Origin of the sequence: Candidatus Oscillochloris fontis (genome assembly GCF_004138135.1) — a bacterium.
GTDB classification, from domain to species: domain Bacteria; phylum Chloroflexota; class Chloroflexia; order Chloroflexales; family Chloroflexaceae; genus Oscillochloris; species Oscillochloris fontis.
In genome coordinates this window covers 103,426-126,281 of sequence record NZ_RYFD01000004.1, presented here as the reverse complement: position 1 = coordinate 126,281, position 22,856 = coordinate 103,426, and the positions used below count along the sequence as shown (strand labels likewise).

Sequence of the window (22,856 nt, the reverse complement as noted above, 5' to 3'; positions counted from 1 at the left end):
CGTACCCCACTATAACAGGCGTATGAAAGGGATGCAACCACGTCACCCGCCGACAATCACATCGCCCCAACTGGCCCCGCGTGCCTCGCGCCATTGCTCGCGGGCACTACGGGTGACGATGGTATCGCGCAGGCCGCTGGGGGTACACAGGCGCAACTCGATATGCCCGGAGCGCACGCGGGGGTGGCGCAGCAGCCGCGCACTGATCGGCGTCGCGGGGCTGCGCGCCACGGCGATATAGGCGAATTTCTCATCCTCATAGGCCAATTCGACCCCCTTGACACTGCGCTGAAGCTTTGTGCGCGCCACGCGCTGCGCAAAGTGGCACCAGTCATCCGCCGGGAGGGGGCACGCCTCCTGGTGCGGGCACGGGGCCACCACATAGGCTCCAGCCGCCCGCAACTGCTCGCGCGCCGCCCGGATGATCGCCCAGCCCTGCGGAGTGCCCGGTTCGACCAGCAGCAGCGCGTGGCTGCTCTGTTCCCAGAGTTGGGTGATTAGGCGCGTGCGCCCGGCAGCGGGCAGTTCCCCCAGCACATAGGTCGCGGTGACGAGATCATGGGGCGGGCTGCGCCACGCCCCCAGCAGATCGGTGGGTTGCCAGTGTGCCGCGCTGACCGCCGGGTGCGGGCTGCGCACCGCCAATTGGCGACCGAGGTTCAGCATGGCGGGGGCAGACTCGATCATGTCGGCGTGGTCGAGATCCTCCCAGGTGGTGGCGCTGGCCCAGAGTGCCGCGCCTAGCCCCGCGCCGACATCGAGCAGGCTACGCGGGTGCCACACGGGCAGACGGGCGGCCAGCGCGGCCAGCGCCGCCGCAACCGCCGCGTAGGTGGCGGGCATACGGTAGGCAGCGTAGGCCAGCGCCGCCAGTGGCGCGGCCACATAACGCCCGCCGGGCGGCCCGTCCGCCGCGCCGTGACCAGCGCGGTAACGTTGGGAGAGCACCGCCGCCGCTGCGTGCAGGTCGGCTTGGGGGGTGCCGTGGAGGCTGGTTTGAATGGCGAGCTGGAGTGCGGGTGGAAGTTGCATACAATTAGATATCGGGTGGCGGTTCCGGTTCGCCGATCATATCACCATACCAGCGTTCAAGCCACTCCAACGCCTCGTAGAGACGACCACTGGGCATGCGGCGGTATGAAGAGATGCTAAAGTTGCGGTAGAGACCACTAAAGACACCGAAGTACTCATTGCGGCGTGTGCGTTCGGCAAGCGACTGCGCTACCCGGCGCACCGTCTGGGCCAGACGTGCCGCAGCGGGGTCGTCGAGGCTCGAAGATTGGCGCGCCCAGGGGTCGTTGCCCTGATCATCAGCAGCAGCATCAGATCCGACACCATCCAACTGGCGCTCGATCAACATCTGCTGGCGCGCCAGCGTCGCCATGGCCATACTGCCAACATAGGCTTGTTCGGCTGGCCCCTGTTGGTGGCGGGTGGGCAGCAAGAGATCGCCACTATCAAAGCCCTGCGGGCGGGCGGTTTGCCAGAGAATAGAGGCTGCCTCACGCTGGAAGAGTTCGAGGCGCGCGCGCCCAGCGGGATCAACCACCTGCCCAGCATCAAGCGTTACGAGCCAAAGTGGCAACAACTCCACGCGCAGACAGAGCATCACCACATCACCCGTCTCGGTCTCCACGGGCAAGCGGCGTGCGCCGGCGGAGAGCACCGCATGGCCACGCAGACGGCGTTCTTCACGCACGGCGCCCATGCCCAGCGCCTCGCACAACTCGGCAATCGGTACATAGGTGCGATTGGGATCATTGCCCAACCACGCCAGAATATCTTCAGCATAGAACCAGTTCACGCAGATCCCTTTCTGGTAGTAGGGGCAAAGCATCGCCCTCCATATAGCAGCGGGCGATGCTTCGCCCCTACTGATATGCTACTGTTAAGCGTACAGGATCACCGCGCCTTCGGCAAATGGAAGGAACCTACTGATGGAACTCTTACGCTTTTCTGGTCGCCTGTTCCAGACATTGATGTTGAGCATTATGGGTCTCATCTTCGTGGGGGTGGGGATATTTACGGGCTTCTTTCTCTCCCGCGATGCGCAGAACGAGGCAGAACGGGTGGCAGCGCTGGCTCCAATGACACGCCAGGCGGTGGAACGGGCCGCGCCGGGAAGCCCGGTGTTGATCGAGGCAGTGGTGAGTCGCCGCAATCCTGCCACGTTCCGCACCTTTGTGGCCTATGTGCGTGAAGAGTACCACGGACGGGATAGTGACGGGGATGATGATTGGCGCGAGGATGAGCGCGTGACGCCGCCGTTGTTGCTCGATCTCGATGGCGGGGTAGTGGCGATAAGTAATGCTGACTACCGCATCAGCCGTTATCATGAGAAGTGGCAGGAGGGTACTACGCTCTACTGGAACGGCCTCAAGGGTGAGGGTACCAAGCGCTACACTGGCCTCGTGGCGGGTGGGCCATTGCTGGTAATCGGGACGATTCAGGATGGCCGCGAGGGTAACACGATTCATGCAGAACGGGTCTTTGGTGGCAGCCAGGCCGAATATATTGAGAACCAGCGCAGCACCGCACGCTTCCTGCCCTTCTTCGGGTTGATCTTCGGGGTGGTCGGGCTGATCTTGTTGGGAGTAGGTGTGAAGAAGTTGTTGGTGGGGTAGTCTGTTAGTAAGAAGGAGCGCCGCTGTGAGCACTGCCGTTGATCAGCCAGCCATCCCGCTGATCCCGTTCAGCAACCAAGATCGGCCCAGTTCCGAGATCATCAATACATGTGTCCACTGTGGGCTATGCCTCTCAGCATGCCCGACCTACCGCGAGACAGGGTTGGAGACAGCCTCGCCACGCGGGCGGATCTACCTGATGAAGGCAGTAGATGAGGGGCGGATTGGTCTGGAGAGCGCCGTCTTTCAGGAGCAGATGAGCCTGTGCCTGAACTGCCGCGCCTGTGAGGCAGCATGCCCTTCGGGGGTGCAGTATGGTCTCATTCTCGAAGCCAGCCGCGCCCAGATCGAGCAGGCGCGCCACGCGCCGCCGCCTGCACTCCCGGCCCGCCCGCTCTGGCAACGCGCCCTGCGCGGGGCCGTCTTCGGGGCGCTCTTCAACGACATGCGCCTCTTCCGGGGCTTTGCGACTAGTATGGCACTCTATCAGCAGAGTGGGATACAGTGGCTCGCCCGCCGTAGCGGCGCACTCCATCTCCTCGGCCTCGCAGAGACTGAGAGACTGCTACCGACGCTCAGCGGGCAAGCAACCGTCCCCATGGGGCAAATCTACCCCGCCGATGGCCCCCGGCGCTACAGCGTGGCCCTGCTGACTGGGTGTATCATGAGTAGCGCCTTCAGCCATGTGCATGCCGCGACTATCCGCGTGTTGCAGAAGAATGGCTGTGAGGTGATCCTGCCGCCCGATCAGGGCTGCTGCGGGGCGCTCCACACCCACGGCGGCGATCTGGACGGGGGGCGGGCGTTGGCGCGCCGCAACATCGCCGCCTTCAGTGGGCTGGGGGTGGACGCGATCATCGTTAATGCGGCGGGTTGTGGCAGTACGATGAAGGAGTATGCCCATCTCCTCCACGACGACCCAGAGTGGTATGTGCGCGCCGAGGCATTTGTCGCTATGGTGAAGGATGTCCACGAGTTTTTGGCGGGGATCGAACTCAACACCCGCGACCTCAGGCCACTCAACCTGCGCGTCACCTACCAGGAGCCATGCCACCTCGCGCATGCCCAGCGCATCAGTGGGCAGCCGCGCAACTTGTTGCAGGCCATCCCAGGACTCGAACTGATCGAGATGGCGGAGAGCGCACTCTGCTGCGGGAGTGCGGGAGTCTACAACATCACCCAGCCGGAGATGGCGGCAGCGCTGGGGGTGCGCAAAGTGCGCAACGCGCTCAGCACGGGGGCGCGGGTGATCGCCACGGCCAACCCGGGTTGTGCCTTGCAGATCGTGGGCGAACTGCAACGCCGGGGGGAGCACGTGCAGGTACACTATATTGTAGAATTGCTCGATGCAGCATACATCCAGGAATAGATGCTGCGCCCGTACTTGAAGGAATGACATGGAGCGTTACCCCAGTCTGGGCCTCGATGGAACCATCGTCGCCCTGAGCCAGCTTGGCCAGATAGATGGAGATGCCGGACGTTTGAGTTTCTGTGGCTATGATCTGCACGATCTGGCCGATCATGCCAGTTGGGAAGAGGTGCTGCACCTGCTCTGGTGGGGCGAGTTGCCAACCACGAGCCAACTGGCGCAGTTGCGCACCGAGCTGGCGATGGCCCGTATGCTGAGTGCCAGTGAGATTGATCTGCTGCGCAAGCTGCCGCGCAACGGCCACCCGATGGATGTAATGCGTGCGGCGGTGAGCCTGTTGGCCGGATTGCACCGCCCCGCAGTGATGAAGCCGACGACGCTCTTCAACGATGGGTTGCGACTCACCGCCAAACTGCCCATCCTTGTGGCAACCTACCTGCGACTACGGGCGGGGCACCCCACAGTCGCGCTCGATGCAGATATGGGGCATGCGGCGGCCTTTCTGCATACCTTGAATGGCAAACGACCCAGCCCTGAAGAGGAGGCGGCCTTCAATACCTACTTGGTATTGCTCGCCGAGCATGGCCTGAACGTCTCGACCTTTGTGGCGCGGATGGTCACGAGTGCGCAGAACGATCTCTACACCGCGATCAGTGCGGCGTTAGCGGCACTCAAGGGCACAGCGCACGGCGGAGCCAACGAGCATGCCATGCGCACCTTTCTGGCGATTGGCGATCCGTGCAATGTACCGGGCTACATTGACGATCTGCTCCAGCGTAAAGCGCGACTGATGGGCGTGGGGCACCGCATCTACAAGACCGAGGACCCACGGGTCCGCCACATGCGCCAGCACTCCGACATTCTAGCGGCGCGCCCCGGCGTAGACAGCCGCCCGCACGATGTCGCCGAAGCGGTAGCCGGGTACATCCTCAACCATCCCCACTTCCAGGCACGCAAACTCTACCCGAACGTCGAGTTCTACAGTGCGCCGCTCCTCTTCCAGTTGGGATTACCCACCGACGCCTTCACCTTAGCGTTTGCGATTGCACGCATGCCGGGCTGGATCGGCCACATCCGCGAACAACTCGACGTACCGCGCCTCGTGCGCCCCGAAGCCGCCTATATTGGCCCCGCGCCGCGTGCCTTCGTGCCAATTGAGGCGCGGGGATGATCGCCTGCGTAGAGGCGCAAAATGTTGCACCTCTACGCCCCCTATTGCATGATATGTCATCCGGCATCTTCCACTATAATTAGCGCACACAGAAGCCAGAACCGATAGCAAACGGGGAAGGAGCAAGGCATGGCGAGCACTTCACATGCCGAGGTGGAACCCGGTGAGATCTTGAGTGCGGCGGGAGCCGAGCGGTTTCGTCGGTTGCTGCGGAGTGGGACATTGTTGCGCTGCGCGGATCGCTGGATGGCGATAGCACGCCCAGTTGATGCTGCCGAGATGGAGATTGAGATCTATTGCTGCCGGGATGATTCGAGCGATTGCTGGGCGGCTGAGGTTTACTACTATGATCTGGAGCGCGCCTTGGTAGCGCTCGTCGAGTATGAGATGACCGGCAATATGCCGGAGGGGGAGTAGAGACGCACGGGCCGGTAGGTAGAGACGCACGGGCCGGTAGGTAGAGACGCACGGGCCGGTAGGTAGAGACGCACGGGCCGGTAGGAGAGACGCACGGGCCGGTAGGTAGAGACGCACGGGCCGGTAGGTAGAGACGCACGGGCCGGTAGGTAGAGACGCAATATCTTGCGTCTCTACCTACCGCCCCCAACAAAACCCCTAATCCACCGGATAGAGCATCCCCGCCTGAAGCGTAATATCGGGGATCACCGGGCCGGTATCGGGGTAGGAGTTGAGCACCTTCATATAGTTAGCGCGCTCGTAGGCACCCGGCTGCGCAACGGCCCGCTGGGCCATGCTGCCCTGCATCTGGGTGATCGACTCATACTCGCGCTCGGTCATCCAGGCTTGCAGATCAGTAATCAACTGGCGCACATAGGCATCGGGGGTGTTGGTCTTGAGCAGTGCCGAGGCGAGCATCGTCACCTTGGCCCCGGCCATCATCGCCTTGAGTACATCCTCAGCCGTATGAACCCCACTGGTGATCGCCAGATCAACCGGAACCCGCCCGTAGAGCAGCGCCACCCAGCGTAACGGCACCCGCAGTTCGCTTGAGCTACTCAACTGGAGGTTGGGCACAACTTCCAACTTCTCCAAGTCGAAATCGGGCTGGTAGAAGCGATTGAAGAGCACCAACGACTGCGCTCCAGCCTCCATGAGCCGCCACGCAAGGTTGGGGAGCGAGCTGAAATAGGGGCTGAGTTTCACGGCCAGCGGGATCTGGATCTCGGCGCGGATGTTGCGCACCAGATCGACATAGCTCTGCTCCAGATCCGCACCACTGATCTTGGGATCAGTCGGGATGTTGTAGATATTCAGTTCGAGCGCATCGGCCCCCGCCTCTTCGATCAGGCGTGCGTAGTGAATCCAGCCCCCCGGCGAAATGCCGTTCAGGCTCCCGATCACCGGGATGGTCGCTTTGCGCTTCAGTTCGTGGATCTGCTCAATGTAGCGCTCAGGGCCAACACTATACTTGCCGTGGTCGGGCAGATAGTTGAGCGCCTCAGCAAAACTCTCCGAGCCATGGGTTAGTAAATAATCCAATTCGAGGCTGGTACGGATAATCTGCTCCTCGAAGAGCGAATACATCACTACAGCCGACACGCCCGCTTCCTCTAAACGCTGAACTACATCCGGGTGGTGGGACAGGGGCGACGCAGCCGCGACTATCGGCGTTTTCAGCGACAGGCCCAAGTAGCTAGTGCTCAGGTCGATCATCATTGATTCCTTTCAGGTTGCGGTCTGTAGTAGGGGCGAAGCATCGCCCACCATGTGGCAGGGGCACACAAACTGGGTTGGAGGGCGATGCTTCGCCCCTACAAGATCATCCCGTAGGGGCTACGCCCACCATGTGGTAGGGGCACACAAACTGGGTTGGAGGGCGATGCTTCGCCCCTACAAGATCATCCCGTAGGGGCTACGCCCACTCCGGTAGAGATCTCGGTTGTGGTATGGATTGGCGACATAACCGCCAATCCATACCACAACATGGGATTTGGGGCGCATCGCGATGCGCTCCTAGTCAATCTTGGAGAGATTCTCCAAGTGGGCAAACTGCGCCTTGTTCAACTCAGCCGTCTTGTCCATGAGCGCCGCAGCACGCTGCGGGTCGCTGTTGATGAGCATCTGGAAGCGCCCCTCACCAGCGATGTACTGCGACGGGTTGATCGTGGGCGGCTTGGAGTCGATGATCAGCGGGTGCTTGCCCTGCTCAATCAGATCTGGGTTGTAGCGGTAGAGCGTCCACATACCACTCTGCACCGCCAGCTTCTGCTGATCCAAGCCCTTGCGCATATCAATGCCGTGGGCAATACAGTGGCTGTAGGCGATGATCAGCGAGACCCCATCAAACGCCTCGGCCTCTTGGATGGCGCGCAGGGTCTGCACGTCGTCGTAACCCATCGCAATGCGCGCCACATAGACGCTGCCGTAGGACATGGCGATCAAGCCCAGATCCTTCTTCGGCGTCACCTTGCCCTTAGCGGCAAACTTGGCGACGGCGGCGCGTGGGGTGCTCTTGCTGGCCTGGCCACCCGTGTTCGAGTAGACCTCGGTGTCCAGCACGAGGATGTTGACGTTGCGCTGCGACGCCAGGACGTGGTCGAGACCACCGTACCCAATGTCGTAGGCCCAGCCGTCACCACCCATGATCCAGACGCTGCGCTTGACGAGCACATCGGCAATTGCCAGCAGATCCTTGACCCGGTTGAGCATGGGGCCATCGCTCACCGCGTTGAGACGCTGCTTGAGCAGGGCGACCCGCTCGCGCTGGGCCGCGATCCCCGTCTCGTTGCTCTGGTCGGCGTTGGTGAGCGCATCAACCAGATCACTGCCGACGATCTCGGCCAACTGCGGCAGCAGTTCGAGCGCAAACTCGGTCTGCTTGTCAATGCTGAGGCGCATGCCCAGACCAAACTCGGCGTTATCCTCGAAGAGCGAGTTGGACCAAGTCGGCCCGCGCCCATCGGCATTCACCGCCCACGGCGTGGTGGGCAGGTTACCACCATAGATCGAGGAGCAGCCGGTGGCATTCGCAACCACCGCCCGGTCGCCATAGAGCTGGCTAACCAGCTTGACGTAGGGGGTCTCACCACAACCGGCACAGGCACCGGAGAACTCAAAGAGCGGCTGGAGCAACTGCGAGTTCTTGATCGAGTTGAAGCTGATCTGGGTACGATCTACCTCCGGCAGGGTGAGGAAGAAGTCCCAGTTAGCCGACTCACTCGCGCGCAGCGGAGGCTGCTCCGCCATGTTGAGCGCCTTGCGTCCGGCCTGGGTCTTATCCTTGACCGGGCAGACCTCGACACACAACGTACAGCCGGTGCAGTCTTCGGGGCTAACCTGGAGCGTATAGCGCTGGCCGGGCAGTTCCTTGAAGCGTGCATCAACGCTCTTGAAGGTTTCGGGGGCACCTGCAAGCGCATCGGGCTGGTAGACCTTGCTGCGGATGACAGCGTGCGGACAGACGAAGGCGCACTTGCCGCACTGGATACAGAGCTTCTCATCCCAAACCGGGATCTCCAGCGCAAGATTGCGCTTCTCCCACTGAGTGGTTGCGGTGGGATAGGTGCCATCGAAAGGCATTTTGCTCACCGGCAGATCATCGCCGCGCCCGGAGATGATCGTTCCCAGCACATCCTTGACAAACGCGGGCGCATTGGGCGTCACCGGAGGCAGCATGTGGTAGGCATAATCCGCCGCATCCGACTCTGGAATAGCAACCTCATAGAGGTTCGCCAACGTCTGATCAACAGCCTGGAAGTTCCGCGCCACCACCTCATCGCCACGGCGGCCATAGGTCTTCTTGATGCTATCCTTAATCGCGGCAATCGCCTCTTCACGCGGGAGGACGCCACTGATCGCGAAGAAGCAGGTCTGCATCACCGTATTGATACGGTTGCCCATGCCGGTGGCACGGGCCACAGCCGTCGCGTCAATCACATAGAAACGCAACTTCTTCTCACGGATACCCTGGCGCAATTCAACGGGAATATTCTCCCAGACCTTATCCGGGCCATAGGGGCTGTTGAGCAAGAAGATGCTACCGGGGCGTGAGAAGGAGAGCAGATCCACGCGCTCAAGGAACGAGAACTGGTGGCAGGCGACAAAATCGGCCTGAGCATGCCCGATCAAGTAGGGAGCACGGATGGGATGCGGGCCAAAGCGCAGGTGCGAGGTCGTAATCGAACCCGACTTCTTCGAGTCATAGACGAAGTAGCCCTGGGCATAGTTGGGCGTCTCCTCGCCGATGATCTTAATACTGCTCTTGTTGGCACCCACCGTACCATCGGCACCGAGACCCCAGAAGACACAGCGCACCGTCTCCTTCGCCTCAATGCTAAAGGTGGGATCATACTCCAGGCTCAGGTTGGTCACATCGTCCTTGATACCAATCGTGAAGCGACTCTTGGGCTGCTCCTTGGTCAGTTCATCAAAGACACCCTTGATCATGGCCGGGGTGAACTCCTTGGAGGAGAGGCCATACCGGCCACCGATGACCGTCGGGTTGAGCGAGCTTTCGGCGAGGGTCGAGACCACATCAAGGAAGAGCGGCTCACCGGCGCTACCCGGCTCCTTGGTGCGGTCGAGCACCGCCACGGCACGCACCGTGCTCGGCAACGCCGCCACGAAAGCCGCGCTGGCAAAGGGGCGATAGAGGCGCACACGAATCACGCCGACCTTCTCGCCGCGCTCGGCCAGATACGTGACCGTCTCGGCGACGGCCTCGCCACCCGACCCCATGACCACAATCACACGCTCGGCATCTGGCGCACCGTCATAATCAAAGAGGCGGTACTGGCGCCCGGTCAGGCCAGCCAGACGATCCATCACCTTCTGGACGATCCCCGGACAGGCGTTGTAGAAGGGGTTGACACTCTCGCGGCCCTGGAAGTAGACATCCGGGTTCTGCGAGGTACCGCGCAACACCGGGCGATCCGGGTTCATGGCACGAGCGCGGTGGGCACGCACCAACTCATCATCAATCATCGCCCGCATCGTCTCGTGGCTCAACTCGCTAATCTTATTCACTTCGTGCGACGTGCGATAGCCATCGAAGAAGTGCAGGAAGGGCACACGGCTCTCCAGCGTCGCCGCATGGGCAACCAGGGCCATATCATGAGCCTCTTGCACCGAACCCGACGCCAGCAGGGCGAAACCGGTCGAGCGCACCGACATGACATCGGACTGATCGCCAAAGATTGAGAGTCCTTGGGCTGCCAGGGCGCGCGCCGCAATATGGAAGACCGTCGGCGTCAATTCACCGGCAATCTTATACATATTGGGGATCATCAGGAGCAGACCCTGGGAAGCGGTGAACGTCGTAGTGAGCGCACCAGTCTGCATTGCACCGTGGAGTGCTCCGGCAGCGCCGCCTTCAGACTGCATCTCGTACACGGTAGGTACTGTACCCCAGAGGTTGGTTTTGCCTTCAGCGGCAAAAGCATCAGACGATTCACCCATAGGCGTGGATGGGGTAATCGGATAGATCGCAACAACCTCACTGAGCATATAGGCCACTTTGGCAACGGCTTCGTTACCGTCAAGCGTGATCTGGTCGCTTGTCATCAGGATCTCCTCAATCTCCTCGGTTAGTGTGTTGGTCGAAGGACTACGCGGGCAAGAACAGGCATACTCGTAGCCGATACGGCCAGTATACATTTGCGCCGGTTTACACGAAGTAAAGCTCAGGCAACAGAGAGTAGCGATCTCTTTATGTCACCTGTGACGCATAGACCTCTATCATAACAGTTTTTTCACAAGGGCTTGTTCTTATGACACCTCCCCTCTATAATACGCATCATGTTGCTGAGAAATATTGTAGTTCTCCGAGATACGAACTAATCGTCGGGCGTCTTTGTACGACCGCCGACCCATGAGGCTATGACACACCTACTCATCACCCTCGCCCATGACCCGACGGTACGCCCGGCCTCGACGGAGATCGCCAAGCACATGCAGACGCGGGCGGTCGAACTCTACACGGCCTTTTTGGATGACAGTATTGCACTAGCAACACATATCAACCACGCTACAATCAGCCTGATCGTGCATGATACGTCACTCCTCCCCGAATATACCCGCTACACCGGAGAGATAGAGATCACCAATGTCCCCAACATGAGCCAAGCCACACTCGCCCAAGAAGTAGCACTGGCACTCGCAAGCGGGCCAGTGCTTCTCTTTGGCGGCGACATGCCACACCTGCCACTTTGGCGACTGCGTGACACCTTGACTCATCTCCAGAACGGGGTTGATCTGGTGATCGGATCGGGTGAGCAGGGGGACTGGTATCTGATCGGGTTACGCATGGCGCACCCGGCCTTGTTGCGCAACCTACCACTGAGCGGTGCCGCCCCCGATGATCTGTGCATTGCGGCGGCGACCCATGGGCTACGGGTTGAGCAACTCCCCCCGTGGTACACGCTGCGCACCATGAGTGATCTCAACCGACTGGCTGATGATCTGCGCACGATGCCACACGATGTGGCCCCGCAGAGCCGGATCTTCCTCACAGCGAGTGAGACCCTTTCGCGAGCGGTGGGGTATTAGGGAACGGGACGATCCTCACCCCCAGCCGCTCTCCCGCGTGCGGGAGAGCGGCTGGGGGTGAGGGTCACAATGCTGTCTCACCCACACTGGGTTGGGCGTTGCGCCTGCCCAAAGACGCGCTCAAACTCCTGCATATACCATTCGGCAAGCTCCGGGTCATCAATGATCAGCAGGTTCTCATCATTCAGATCCTCGGCACGGGCGGTAAAGTTGTATGATCCAGTGATCACCACTCGGCGATCAATAATGATCACCTTGTGGTGCATGGTGTAGCAGTTACCGTCGTTCAGCACATCAACCCCGGCATCGAGCAAGGTCTGGTATTCACTGCCCAACCCCTGGGCATTACGCTTCTCGAAGACCCCACGCACGGCCACACCGGCATTGTGGCGTTCGATCATCGCCTGCGCGATCTCGTCGCTGGTGTAGGAGAAGGCCAGAAAATCAATCTGCTCGCGGGCCTGGCTGAGATACTCGACAATGCGCTGGCGCGGTTTCTCCTTGGGCGAGAAGTAGTTCTCGATCTGGCCAGTGCCAAAGCGAATCTCTGGGTTTGGAGTGGATTTCTGTTTACTAGTACTGAAACGCCCCGCCATCATCTGCTCAAACTCGGTCTGGTAGTTGTCAATCAATTCGGGGATGGTGATCCGCAACAAGTTATTGTTGTTACGGTACGTATCGTTGATCGTCGCATTCCATGAACCTGTCCACAACACCTGCGCATCAATAATGATGAACTTGCTATGCAGAAAGGCATCGCTCTCCTGCCAACTGATCGAGATCTGCGCATCCTCGACCACACCGGCCCACTTCGCCATAACCGGATCTTCCAACTCTTCCTGATCCAGCGCCAGCCGAACATCCACCCCACGCTGCGTAGCTCGCGCCAGTGCATGCGCAATACTACTCAGATTGTACTCAAAGGTCACCATATCAATGCTACGAGTAGCCGCATCAATATCAGCAATGATCGCCTGTTCATGGGGCGGAGGAATACGATTCTTGGGCACATCCGGGTAGACGAGGCTGGGGGTGGTAAAAAAGACCTGGATGGCTTCGCTGCCATCAACAGAAGCCGCCGGTGGAGCAGATGACTCCAACCCAAAGAACCCCTGCTGAAGGAAATAGCCAATACCCAGAATGATGGCAACGATCAGCGCACTCAGAATAGTTTTGCTGGTACTTTGCTGCGGACGTGACTGTGCGCGACGAGTGGACATAGTACCTTTGCCTATCTCAAATAGACCCGGTGGGTTGTCAGTGAGATCTGACGCACCCGTAAGGAGACGCGCAGACGCTGGGGAGCCTGCGTTGGGGAGGAAGGAGGTGCAGGGGGCGGAGACTCAATTTCCGTCGGCTTGCTCAGCGTGGGTGCGCTTGTGGGCGGGGCGGTGGGGAGTGCCGGGGCTAGTTTGGCAAATGCAGCCTGGGCCAAGACAAGCACATCCTGGCCAGTGTAGGTTTGGCGCGCCGCTTGACGGGCAGCCTGACGCAATGCACTGAGCGTCGCATCAAGCAGATCATCACTCACCTCAGGAACAGCAGCTTGCACCGCCACCTCACCCGCCCAGCGGATCAACCGCACCGCCGCAGCATCCTCCAAGCCTCCAGCAAAGCCCTCATCCTCCTGAATACGTTCGGCGGCCAACAACTGGCGCGGGGTGAGATTCTCGGTGTCGGGCATAGCGCCATTCCTTGCCTAAGTACGGAAGAAATCAACCACCTGACTGCGCTCCTCATCACTGGGCATAAGCTCCAAAAAGGTGATGCGATGCCATGGATAGATCACCGACTGCACACCAGCCGCGAGGTAACTCACCGGCTTTCCGTCACGCTTACGCATGTTGGTCACTTTGAGAAACTGATCGCTCGCCTGCGGTTCCTGATCAATTTCAGCCAACACGGGGTCTTCACCACTCAAGTGGAGAATAACGGTCTTCGCCACACATAACTCCTTAATCTAGATCAATTCAGTTCAAAGCGCAGGATGAGCGTTCCAAAGCGCAACTCATCACCATGCTGAATCGGGGACGGCGTTTGGGGTTCCACCCGTCGCCCATTAATAAAGGTGCCATTGGCACTCGAAAGATCCTCCAACAAATAGATTCCGTGATCAGGGGTAATGATCGCATGACGCCGTGAGACACCCGCATCATAGCCACCATCAAGACCCAGATCAACATCGGGGAAGATCCCGCGCTGGTTATCTTTGCGCCCCACCAACAACTCTTCGCCCGCTTCAAGATTGATCCGTCGCCCGCTATTGATCACCACCAGGCTAATCGTATTGAGGGCTAAGGGTGGAGCGGGGGTAACCGATTCGGGTTCATCTTCGACCACCATCGGTACATCGTTACTCTGCTGATTCAGTGAGTTGGTCGTTTCGCGATTGGGACGCACATTCAAGAGCGATTCGCCGCATTCCGAACAAAAGATCGCCCCATTCATCTGATTAGCATGACAGTTACGGCAGCGTATCATCGCCTCCCCCTCACAGCTTAGACTTCGCGCTCCTGCATCCCCTCACCCTTCATCAGGCCACGGGTTCCATACTTGATTCGCTTGCGGCCCTCAGCACTGGTCTGCCCAGAGCGACTGAGGCGGGTAGCCTCTTCCTGTACGGTACGGGCGAGATCAACCTGCCCGGCCTCAAAGAGGCGGGTACCGGCCATCTGGAGGCGGCGAGTGGCCTCTTCGATACGGCCCTCTTCGACATCCTGCCACGCCCCGGCTTGGAGGCGATACGCCACCAGACGCTCCAACCAGTGGCGCACCGTCGCATCAACCTCATACCCAACCGTAGCACTAGGGCGAACACCGATGCGCAACACCAGATTGCCCTCTTGGTTCATCAGGTTGGCACCTGGCAGGCTATAGCGCAATGTCAAGCGTACCAGAGGATGATCGCCTGCGGGGAGGGGCGGCACCACCACCTCAAGCAGAAAGGCTTGCGGATCGGTTCCTGGCCAATCACCCAGACTCGCCGTCCAGAGCAGATCCTTCTCTTCAACAACCGGGATCGCGGCAATAAAGGGGCGCACACGATCCAGCGAGCGTAGCAGGCCACCAGGACGCACCTCGGCGCGCAGTTGGAGCCCCTGCGCAAAGACGGAGTGCATCCGCTTGACCTCATCGGTGAAGAGTTGGGTAATTTCAGCCGCTGAGGTGATGTACTGAGTACGGCTATTTTCGCGGGCCGACATCGTCTCAAGCAGATCTTCATTCCACTCACTACCGATGCCCAATGCGGTTAGCCCCACCCCACGTGCCTGAGCGCGGCGTGCAATCTCGACACAACGCCCTTCATCACCATAGGTACGTCCATCGGTGAGCAAGAGAATCCGGCTCACCCCACGCCCAGTCAGGGCGCGTTGCGTCTCTTGAATTCCTAGCGCCATACCGGTGGCCATCTCGGTACCACCAGCAGCCTCGATACCAGCAATCATACGCTTGAGATCGGCGCGACTCTGCGGGCGCTGGGAAGGAATGACTACCTCAGCACGATCATTAAACGTGACGAGGGAGAGATAGTCATCATCGGTGAGCATATCCACAATGCGGTAGGCAGCATCCTTCACCTGCTGAAGGCGCTCACCACGCATTGAGGAGCTACGATCAATTACCAGACAGAGGTTGAGGGGCAGCTTCGAGATGCTGGTAGGCACCCCATGGGCACTCACTTCGACCAGCACATAGACCAACTGCTCCTCGCTAACATCGGGAAGCAGGCTACGGCTCAGCGTTGAGCGGAGTTGGATGCCTGGTGCCATGAGATCACCTTTCCGCCAGTGGGAGTGAGACAACCACGGCTGAGATATTATCCTCGCCACCAGCCAGATTGGCCAGAGCTATTAACTCATTACAGGTATCCTGTGGCCAAGGGCTGCGCTTCAGTGCCTGTTCCAACATCGGAGTATCAATCAAGCCCCACAAACCATCGCTACAGAGCAACAGATGAGAACTGACGCCTATCGGCTGGTAGATAAAATCAACCATGACTTGAGGTTGTTGGCCAATGGTACGATAGAGTTGGTTGCGTAACGGATGCTCACGCGCTTCTGAGGGATCGAGCTGGCCGAGTTGAATCAGCCGCCCAACCGTCGAATGATCGCTCGTGAGTTGACGCAAGCCACCCGGTTCAAAGAGATAGGCCCGCGAATCGCCGACATGGGCGAGGTAGAGCGCGTGCCCGACCAGCAGCGCGGCGGTACAGGTGGTACCCATATCGGTACCCAAACTCTGCGCCGCCTCCCAGATCGTCTGGTTCGCCACCTGTACCGCCGAGATCATGAGCGGTTGGAGGGCGGCATTCATGTTGTCATCGAGGGCGGGTAGCACCAGTTGGCTCAAGACCTGATGCACGACGGTGCGCACGGCGAGGCGACTCGCCAGTTCGCCCCCCTGATGCCCACCCATTCCATCGGCAACAATGAAGAGCCCCACCGTAAGATCCGTCCCATCGCGGGGGAGGGTGGTGATCATCGCAAAGACGTTATCCTGGTTCATCTCACGCACACGCCCAACATCACGCACCGCCATTGCAGCGAGACCCTGGCGAGAGCGGCGGGCAATCAGGGCGGGAGCCTGGTTTATATCGAGTTGATGGGTCGCATCAATCGGTTCGGTAGCCAACTCAGAGACCATCGCTGGTTCATCCTCTGCGGCTGCGACCTGAGCGGCAATAGTGGCAAGGCGCTGACGGGCATGCTCGATCTCCAACAGACTCATCGGTGCCGTGGGAGTATCCTCCTCAGCAGCCGGAACCGGAGTCGCCTGAATTGATGCAGGCAGCGGGGTATCATCAGTGGCGGAGCTATTCCACCAAACAGCAGCATCAGGCACCGTGGTCGGGGCGGCTTCGGTAGCACCCTCACTCGTCTTCTGCTCGGCCTCAGATAGTGGTGTAGTCGGTGCCCCCTCATCTGTTGTGGCATCCGCCTCCTGATCGAGCGACTGATGTATATGCGCCATACCTAGCCTTTCAGGGCATAGATGTTATGATCCATGCTACCCACATAGACAATCCCATCCGCAATCGCTGGTGTTGAGACCACCGCTGCACCGGTGAGATACTTCCAAATCAAGGTTCCCGTTCCAGCGTCCAGGCAGTAGACATTGCCATCAACCGCCCCAAAATAGGCCCGTCCATTCTCCACTCTGGGCGAGGAGGTAATCTGGCTACCAACTTCAAACTTCCATGCCAAGCGGCCATTCTTAGCATCGAACGCATACATAAAGCCATCCACGCCACCCACAAAGACCCGCGATCCAAAGACGCAGGGCGAGGAGTTGATATAGTGGCCGGTACGGAAGCGCCATGCCGGCCAGCCGCCCTCAGCATCAAGCGCATAGAGGCTCTGATCGAGCGACCCCACATAGACCAAGCCTTCGTGGAAGGTGGGCGAGGAGCGCACAGGTTGCTGGGTGCGTTGCTTCCACTTCAGCGCACCATTGCGTATATCGAGGCAGTAGACATGGCCATCATCGCCACCAATGAAGATAACCTGGCTGGTAATGGCCGCCGAGGAGCGAATGGGGTTCCAGGTGCGATACTTCCAGATCGGCACCCCACGGATAGCATCCACGGCATAGATATGTTGATCATCGGAACCGATATAGACCACCCGATCTTCAATGCGCGGCGAGGAGCGGATCGGCTTACCCGTGCGGAATGTCCAGCGCAACGAGCCACGCCGCATATCACAGGCATAGAGGGCACCATCTTCCGAGCCAACAATCACATAATCCTGCCACACCGCTGGTGATGAATTGATCCCACCATCGGTAGCATACTTCCAACGGAATTCACCCCGTACCGCATCGAGCGCGTAGAGGTTTGTATCATAACACCCCACAAAGAGCATCCCGCTGTTGACTGCCGGGGAGGAGCGAATTTCATCTTCACAGGCAAACTTCCAGACCAGTTCTGTCTGGGGGGTACCTTTGGCAACAGCGGGAGCCGCAGGCAGAGCGGTGGCCCCTGGGGCAGAAACCCCACTAATCGTTGCCAAGAGCGCCTGCTTCATGGCATCGGCACTCTCCCAACGCGCATTCATGTCATATTCGAGCGCCTTAACGACGATGATCTCCATATCAACCGAGACATCGGAGTTAAGCTGGCGGATCGGGCGCTCATGGAAGGTGAAGGGGGTTTCAAGGCGGGGATCAGTATTGGTAAGGAGGTGGTGCAGCGTCGCCCCCAGGGCATATACATCACCCTGGGGTTCAGCCACCCCACGATACTGTTCGGGGGGCGAATAGCCCTCAGTGCCAATCATTGTCCCCTTACGGTCGCTCCGATTCAGGTTACGTGCAATGCCGAAGTCAATCAGCACGATTCGATCATCGCCCACCACCATGACGTTAGAGGGCTTCATATCGCGGAAGACAATCGGTTGGGGGGTGTGTTTATGCAGATAACTAAGCACATCACAGATCTGGATGGCCCATGTAACAACCCGCGCCTCGCTAATCGGGGTGCCTACTTCTTCCAGAACCGCCTCGAGATCCTTCCCCGGCACCAGTTCGAGTACCAGGTAGAGACGGTGATCCTCTTCAAAGAAATCGTAGACTTTGGGGATAGCAGGATGTTGCAGGGTCGCCAACAGACCTGCCTCACGCTCAAAGTTCTTCAGATTGAGGGCACGGGTATGCGAATCGGGTGCTGTCTGCGCCATCTCTTTGATGGCACAATAGCGCACCACATCCTTAAAGCGCATATCGCGACCCCGATAGACCACGCTCATCCCACCCACGCCGATGGGTTCTTCGATGCGGTAGCGCCCTTGCAGCAGCGTCCCGGTTGGGAGGATATGAATATCAGCGATTGAGGCCGCCGCTGACATCGCTGGGGTAGGCGGAGCGGGGCGGGGCGGGGCAACCGGTATCTGTTTGGTGCCCTCATCCGTCGGCTGGCCCTGGATACGGCGCGTGCTCTCCTCCTCAGTGGGAGGGGTGATGCGTGCGCTACTCTCTGCGGCGGGAATCTGGCGCGTGCTATCATCTGCCGATGGCGTGCCAAGACCCTTTGTGCCGACTCGTTTAATCAGGCCCATGCTGCGGCTTCCTCGTAACGTAGTGGTGGGGGACGAAAAAGAACGATTTAGGTGGTTGGGTGATGAACACTACCTTGTGCGGTTCTATTATAGTGTTTTGGCATACCTATCGCAACACCCGATCTGGGATTGTCCCAGAGTCGTAGGGGCGAAGCATCGCCCACCATGTGGTAGAGGAATCCGAACGAGGTTGGTGGGCGATGCTTCGCCCCTACGGGATGACGACACGATGCTATAATAGTCAACCATGCCTCACCCACCCCACAATCCCGATCTACACCACCAATTGCGCGAGCAGATCTTCATGCTCTCACCGTATGCCTTCGAGTTACTGGCGGGTGATCTCTTGCCGTATGTGGGTCTGCAACGGGTGACGGTGACCCGTCAGCGTGGTGATGGCGGGATTGATGCCGAGGGGGATCTGATCACACCTTCGGGGCTGGTGCATGTGCGCACCGGGGTGCAGGTCAAACGCCACCGCAACAATATCGGGCGGCCCGATATTGACCGCTTTATCGGGGCTTTAGGCGGTAGATTCCGCCACGGCATCTTTATTACTACCAGCAACTATGCGCCCCAAGCGCTCCAGAAGGCGAAAGAATCGCCCCTGATCGGGGTGGATACGATCAATGGAGACCAACTGATTGCTTTGATGCAGCAGTATCATCTGGGGGTTCAGGTGAATGCGGAGATTCCGCACGTAGATGCGGATTTCTTCTTGCAGTTTGAGGCCCAAGCACGGCTCTCTGCTACACACCTCAAAGATTCTCCCGAAGACTATACCGTAAGCCACGAGGCGGTTGTAGTCCCTCCACAGGATGATCTCATCTCCATGCGTACCCTGGGTTTTGAGTTGCGGGTTGACCCCTATACCGTGCAGGATTGGGTGCGCAGTGGTCGCTTGACGCCCGATAGTGCGCCGCTGGTTGGTAAGCACGAGCGTTACTTCTTCCGCCGTGATCGCATCAACACCATCCGCCATGAACTGGGGCTGGATGCACTACCGACCAGCGGAGCCGAGTGGCGTCAGGCATTCCTCAGTTTTGCCCGTACCCGCCAACTAACCCGTTCCTACAAGCCGGTGTTCCTGCTCGTTCTGCTGCGGCTGGTGGATCGCTGCGGCGAGGCCCATATTGATGCTATCGCCCGCGATTTCCGCGCCTTCTACCAAGAACAACTGCGCGCTGGGGTGCAGATTGAAACCGAGGGACTGCTCCACAACCCTGATCAGGCCGACCTAGCGGCGGTGCGGCGGTTGATCATCAAGCATCCGCTTGATCGCTTCATCCTTCAGCACTTCCTCGAATATGATGCAACGACGGGGATGGTGCGCTTTACCCCCCAACTCTGGCAGGAACTACGCGCCTATGAGTTGCGCGATCTCCATGCGAGTGCCGAGGCGCAGTTGCGTGATTACCGACAGCGCACCAAGCCGGGCTGAAGCAGGGGCGAAGCATCGCCCGCCAACCTCATTCGGGTGCCCCATGGCGGGCGATGCTTCGCCCCTACTAACGGTCAACCCGACTCTTCTTCTCCCCATCCTCGCCCCCTAAGAGCAACCAATCAAAGCTGACTCCCAAAATTGTGCGTAACACAATCAGTTCATCGGCACTTGGCAAGGCATCGCCATTCTCAATCCGGCTATATTGGGTGCGGCTCATGTAGACATGAGCCAGTTCCATGCGTGCCCGTAGATGCTCCTGAGTCAGATCGAGGGCTGTCCGGCGCAGGCGTATGCGCTCACCAATGGCACGGGCCAGAGTGCGTTGGTGGGTGAGGTATTCCTCTGGAAGATCTTGCATCCGCTTGGGCATAGTTGCTCCAAGCGGATACTATGCAACCTCGGTTCTGTTTTATGTCCCATAGAAGGGAGTTGCCTTAAAACATATGCAAGATCCCAAAATTGTTAATCAACCCTAACACAACAGCGGGGCGGTGCGAGGGGTAGAGACGCGGTATATTGCGTCTCTACCCCTCGCACCGCCCCGGTAACCCCAATCCCTAAATTACCCGCTCGTTCCCACCATCCACCGGCACCTGGGCAGCGGTGGTCTTCGCAAAGAGCGGCCCGCACATCTCGGCGGCCAACTCGGCCACGTCACGGCTGGTCACTTCGATTCGCATGACGTTGTTGGTCTTGTACTGCTCCACGGTCAGACCGTAGTTCTTAGCGCGTGCCTGTAAGACCTCCTCGGTCCAGATGCCGGTGTCGAAGACGGCATTGGGGTGCAGGCTGTTGATGCGGATGCCATCCTGGCCCCATTCGAGGGCTGCGACACGCGCCAACTGGTTGAGGGCGGCCTTGGAGGCTGAGTAGGCGGCTGCGCCCGGCCCCGGTGCGGGTACGTTCTTGGAGCCGATGATGACCACGCGGCCCCGGCGCGGGGCGAGTTTGAGCAGTGCGTGGGCCTCGCGCATCAGGATGAGGTTCGAGTCGAGGTTGATGCGCATGGTGCGCTGCCACTCGGCCAGCGGCATCGCATCAACGCGGCGCGAGGGCGGGAAGATGCCCGCGTTAAGGATGAGCATGTCGAGGCCGCCGAAGGTGCGGGCGATCTGCTCCAGCGCGGCGATCATCTGCTCCTCGCTGGTCACATCACAGCGGATGCCCAGGTAGTCGGGGCGATCAAAGAGGGTCTCGATGGCCGGATTGATGTCGAGCCCCACCACGGCTGCCCCACGCGCCATGAGCGACTCGACACACGCCTTGCCGATCCCCGACGCCGCGCCGGTGACGAGCGCGATCTCGCCCGCAAAGAGCGGCGGGCGGCCTAGGCGCTTCAGTTTGGCCTGTTCCAGTTCCCAGTACTCGAAGTCGAAGACCTCGGCGGTGCTCTCGGACTGGTAGGACTCCAGCGCTGTCGCCTGCGCGATGATCTCCATGGTGTGGCGGTAGATCTCGGCAGCGATGCGCGCCTCCTGGGCGGTGCGCCCGGCGGCAACCATCCCCAGGCTGGGATCGAGAACGACCCGTGGGGTGGGATCGAGCATGGTAAGCTCGAAGTTGGCGCGATCCTTATTCTCGGCGAAGTACTGCTCATACTCAGCGCGATAGGCAGCCACATCGCGGCCCAGCATCGGCACGCGCTTCGTGCGGATGACATGGTCGGGGGTGGCCGGCCCCTGCTGGGAGATGGTGGCCAGATCGGGGCGCTGGGCAAACCGCAGGCATGCCGCGTCGTTGTGGGTGGCCAGGATCATCGGAGCACCGGCAGCCTGCGAGATGGCGTGGCGAAGTGCGGCCAGATCGTAGCGCAGGGGGGCTTCGGGGTCGGGCATCTGCACCGGGGTATCGGCAACTGGGCAAGCCGCCAGGTAGGCTTCGGCCTGCTGCACCAGCGCGATCATCTGATCGTAGGCTTCCTGGGCTGTCTCCCCAAAGCTGAAGAGGCCGTGGCGCAGCAACACCACGCCCCGCGTCTGCGCGGTAAGCTCGGCGGCGAAGATACTGGCACAGCGCTTAGCGACGGGGAAACCGGGGCGCACGTAGGGCACCACGATCACGTCATCGCCGTAGATCTCGCGGATGCGCTCGCTACCACCAGGGGTATTGGTGATTGCCAGCACCGCGTCGGCGTGGGTGTGGAAGACATACTTGGCCGGGAGGAGCGCATGCAGCATCGCCTCCACTGAGACTGGCGGAGCCGAGGCATCCACGACACTGCCGCGTAGCTCATTCAGCCACTGCTGATCGGAGAGCGTCTCCAGCGTCGTCAAGCGCCGCAGATACTCCAACCGTACCGGGGCAAAATCCTTGGCCTCCACCGTGGCCAGATCAGAACCACTGCCCTTCACATAGAGCAACGTCTGGGGTTGACCGAAGATGTCGGCTTGCTCGATCTTGACCGACGTATTGCCACCGCCATGCAAGACGAGGGCCGGGTCGGAGCCGAGCAGCCGCGAAGCGTAGACACACTGGGCGAGGTCATCGGCGAACGAGGCCGCCGTCGCATGATCCCATCGGTTTTGCATAGGTAAATATCTTGTTGGTATATGGCGGCTTTGCCGCCATATACATAGGGGCGCGTCGTGACGCGCCCCTCTACCCCTCAAGTTCACGCAGTTTCTGCTTGGGGCTACGCCCCAAACCGAGGTTTTTGATGGTGCGGTTGGCCGCTTTGCGGCCAACC

19 protein-coding genes are annotated in these 22,856 nt (G+C 59.8%); 6 read left to right on the top strand and 13 right to left on the bottom strand.

Annotated features, from left to right (window positions below):
- Positions 1–42: 42 nt before the first annotated feature.
- Positions 43–1,032, bottom strand: a complete 990-nt coding sequence (locus tag EKD03_RS03435; protein ID WP_161569172.1) for a small ribosomal subunit Rsm22 family protein — start codon at positions 1,030–1,032, stop codon at positions 43–45.
- Between the two features lie 4 nt (positions 1,033–1,036).
- Entirely contained in the window at positions 1,037–1,804 is a 768-nt protein-coding gene (locus EKD03_RS03430; protein ID WP_161569171.1) for a phage antirepressor N-terminal domain-containing protein, read from the bottom strand.
- A gap of 133 nt (positions 1,805–1,937) precedes the next feature.
- Between EKD03_RS03430 and EKD03_RS03425 the strand changes: the two genes are divergently transcribed.
- The 4 genes from EKD03_RS03425 to EKD03_RS03410 all read left to right on the top strand — a co-directional run bounded on the left by EKD03_RS03425 (position 1,938) and on the right by EKD03_RS03410 (position 5,581).
- Positions 1,938–2,624, top strand: a complete 687-nt coding sequence (locus tag EKD03_RS03425; RefSeq protein ID WP_129627486.1) for a hypothetical protein — start codon at positions 1,938–1,940, stop codon at positions 2,622–2,624.
- Between the two features lie 25 nt (positions 2,625–2,649).
- Complete coding sequence (locus EKD03_RS03420) at positions 2,650–3,993, top strand: (Fe-S)-binding protein (RefSeq protein WP_129627484.1); 1,344 nt, start codon at positions 2,650–2,652, stop codon at positions 3,991–3,993.
- 28 nt (positions 3,994–4,021) lie between these two features.
- Positions 4,022–5,164 (top strand): citrate/2-methylcitrate synthase, encoded by a 1,143-nt coding sequence (locus EKD03_RS03415; protein WP_129627481.1) that lies wholly within the window; start codon positions 4,022–4,024, stop codon positions 5,162–5,164.
- Between the two features lie 129 nt (positions 5,165–5,293).
- A complete protein-coding gene (locus EKD03_RS03410; RefSeq protein ID WP_129627478.1) occupies positions 5,294–5,581 on the top strand; it encodes a hypothetical protein in 288 nt (95 codons plus the stop codon).
- A 198-nt stretch (positions 5,582–5,779) separates the two neighbouring features.
- On the opposite strand, the gene EKD03_RS03405 is transcribed toward EKD03_RS03410, so the two are convergent.
- Positions 5,780–6,841 (bottom strand): dihydroorotate dehydrogenase-like protein, encoded by a 1,062-nt coding sequence (locus tag EKD03_RS03405; protein WP_129627475.1) that lies wholly within the window; start codon positions 6,839–6,841, stop codon positions 5,780–5,782.
- A 297-nt stretch (positions 6,842–7,138) separates the two neighbouring features.
- A complete protein-coding gene (gene nifJ / locus EKD03_RS03400) occupies positions 7,139–10,780 on the bottom strand; it encodes a pyruvate:ferredoxin (flavodoxin) oxidoreductase (RefSeq protein ID WP_238613368.1) in 3,642 nt (1,213 codons plus the stop codon).
- A 222-nt stretch (positions 10,781–11,002) separates the two neighbouring features.
- On the opposite strand from nifJ, the gene EKD03_RS03395 reads away from it, so the two are divergent.
- Complete coding sequence (locus EKD03_RS03395) at positions 11,003–11,671, top strand: DUF2064 domain-containing protein (RefSeq protein WP_129627472.1); 669 nt, start codon at positions 11,003–11,005, stop codon at positions 11,669–11,671.
- Between the two features lie 77 nt (positions 11,672–11,748).
- Here EKD03_RS03395 and EKD03_RS03390 read toward each other — a convergent pair whose 3' ends face one another.
- Genes EKD03_RS03390 through EKD03_RS03360 form a run of 7 tightly spaced genes read right to left on the bottom strand, consistent with a single transcriptional unit; the run spans position 11,749 to position 18,726 of the window.
- Positions 11,749–12,891, bottom strand: coding sequence for a phospholipase D-like domain-containing protein (locus EKD03_RS03390; RefSeq protein WP_129627469.1), 1,143 nt, complete (start codon positions 12,889–12,891; stop codon positions 11,749–11,751).
- A gap of 11 nt (positions 12,892–12,902) precedes the next feature.
- A complete protein-coding gene (locus EKD03_RS03385) occupies positions 12,903–13,355 on the bottom strand; it encodes a hypothetical protein (RefSeq protein ID WP_129627466.1) in 453 nt (150 codons plus the stop codon).
- A 15-nt stretch (positions 13,356–13,370) separates the two neighbouring features.
- Positions 13,371–13,616, bottom strand: coding sequence for a hypothetical protein (locus EKD03_RS03380; RefSeq protein WP_129627463.1), 246 nt, complete (start codon positions 13,614–13,616; stop codon positions 13,371–13,373).
- 20 nt (positions 13,617–13,636) lie between these two features.
- Positions 13,637–14,152: an FHA domain-containing protein gene (locus EKD03_RS03375; RefSeq protein ID WP_238613366.1), complete on the bottom strand. Its 516-nt coding sequence runs from the start codon at positions 14,150–14,152 to the stop codon at positions 13,637–13,639.
- Positions 14,153–14,169: 17 nt separating this feature from the next.
- Entirely contained in the window at positions 14,170–15,441 is a 1,272-nt protein-coding gene (locus tag EKD03_RS03370; protein ID WP_129627459.1) for a vWA domain-containing protein, read from the bottom strand.
- Between the two features lie 4 nt (positions 15,442–15,445).
- Complete coding sequence (locus EKD03_RS03365) at positions 15,446–16,642, bottom strand: protein phosphatase 2C domain-containing protein (protein ID WP_129627456.1); 1,197 nt, start codon at positions 16,640–16,642, stop codon at positions 15,446–15,448.
- Between the two features lie 2 nt (positions 16,643–16,644).
- Positions 16,645–18,726, bottom strand: coding sequence for a beta-alanine-activating enzyme beta-propeller domain-containing protein (locus EKD03_RS03360; protein ID WP_129627453.1), 2,082 nt, complete (start codon positions 18,724–18,726; stop codon positions 16,645–16,647).
- 247 nt (positions 18,727–18,973) lie between these two features.
- On the opposite strand from EKD03_RS03360, the gene EKD03_RS03355 reads away from it, so the two are divergent.
- On the top strand, positions 18,974–20,167 hold the full coding sequence (locus EKD03_RS03355; RefSeq protein WP_129627450.1) for a restriction endonuclease: 1,194 nt from the start codon (positions 18,974–18,976) through the stop codon (positions 20,165–20,167).
- A 67-nt stretch (positions 20,168–20,234) separates the two neighbouring features.
- Here the strand turns inward: EKD03_RS03355 and EKD03_RS03350 are convergent, their stop codons facing one another.
- Positions 20,235–20,540: a helix-turn-helix domain-containing protein gene (locus EKD03_RS03350; RefSeq protein ID WP_129627447.1), complete on the bottom strand. Its 306-nt coding sequence runs from the start codon at positions 20,538–20,540 to the stop codon at positions 20,235–20,237.
- A 187-nt stretch (positions 20,541–20,727) separates the two neighbouring features.
- On the bottom strand, positions 20,728–22,698 hold the full coding sequence (locus tag EKD03_RS03345; protein WP_129627444.1) for a bifunctional aldolase/short-chain dehydrogenase: 1,971 nt from the start codon (positions 22,696–22,698) through the stop codon (positions 20,728–20,730).
- Between the last annotated feature and the right edge of the window lie 158 nt (positions 22,699–22,856).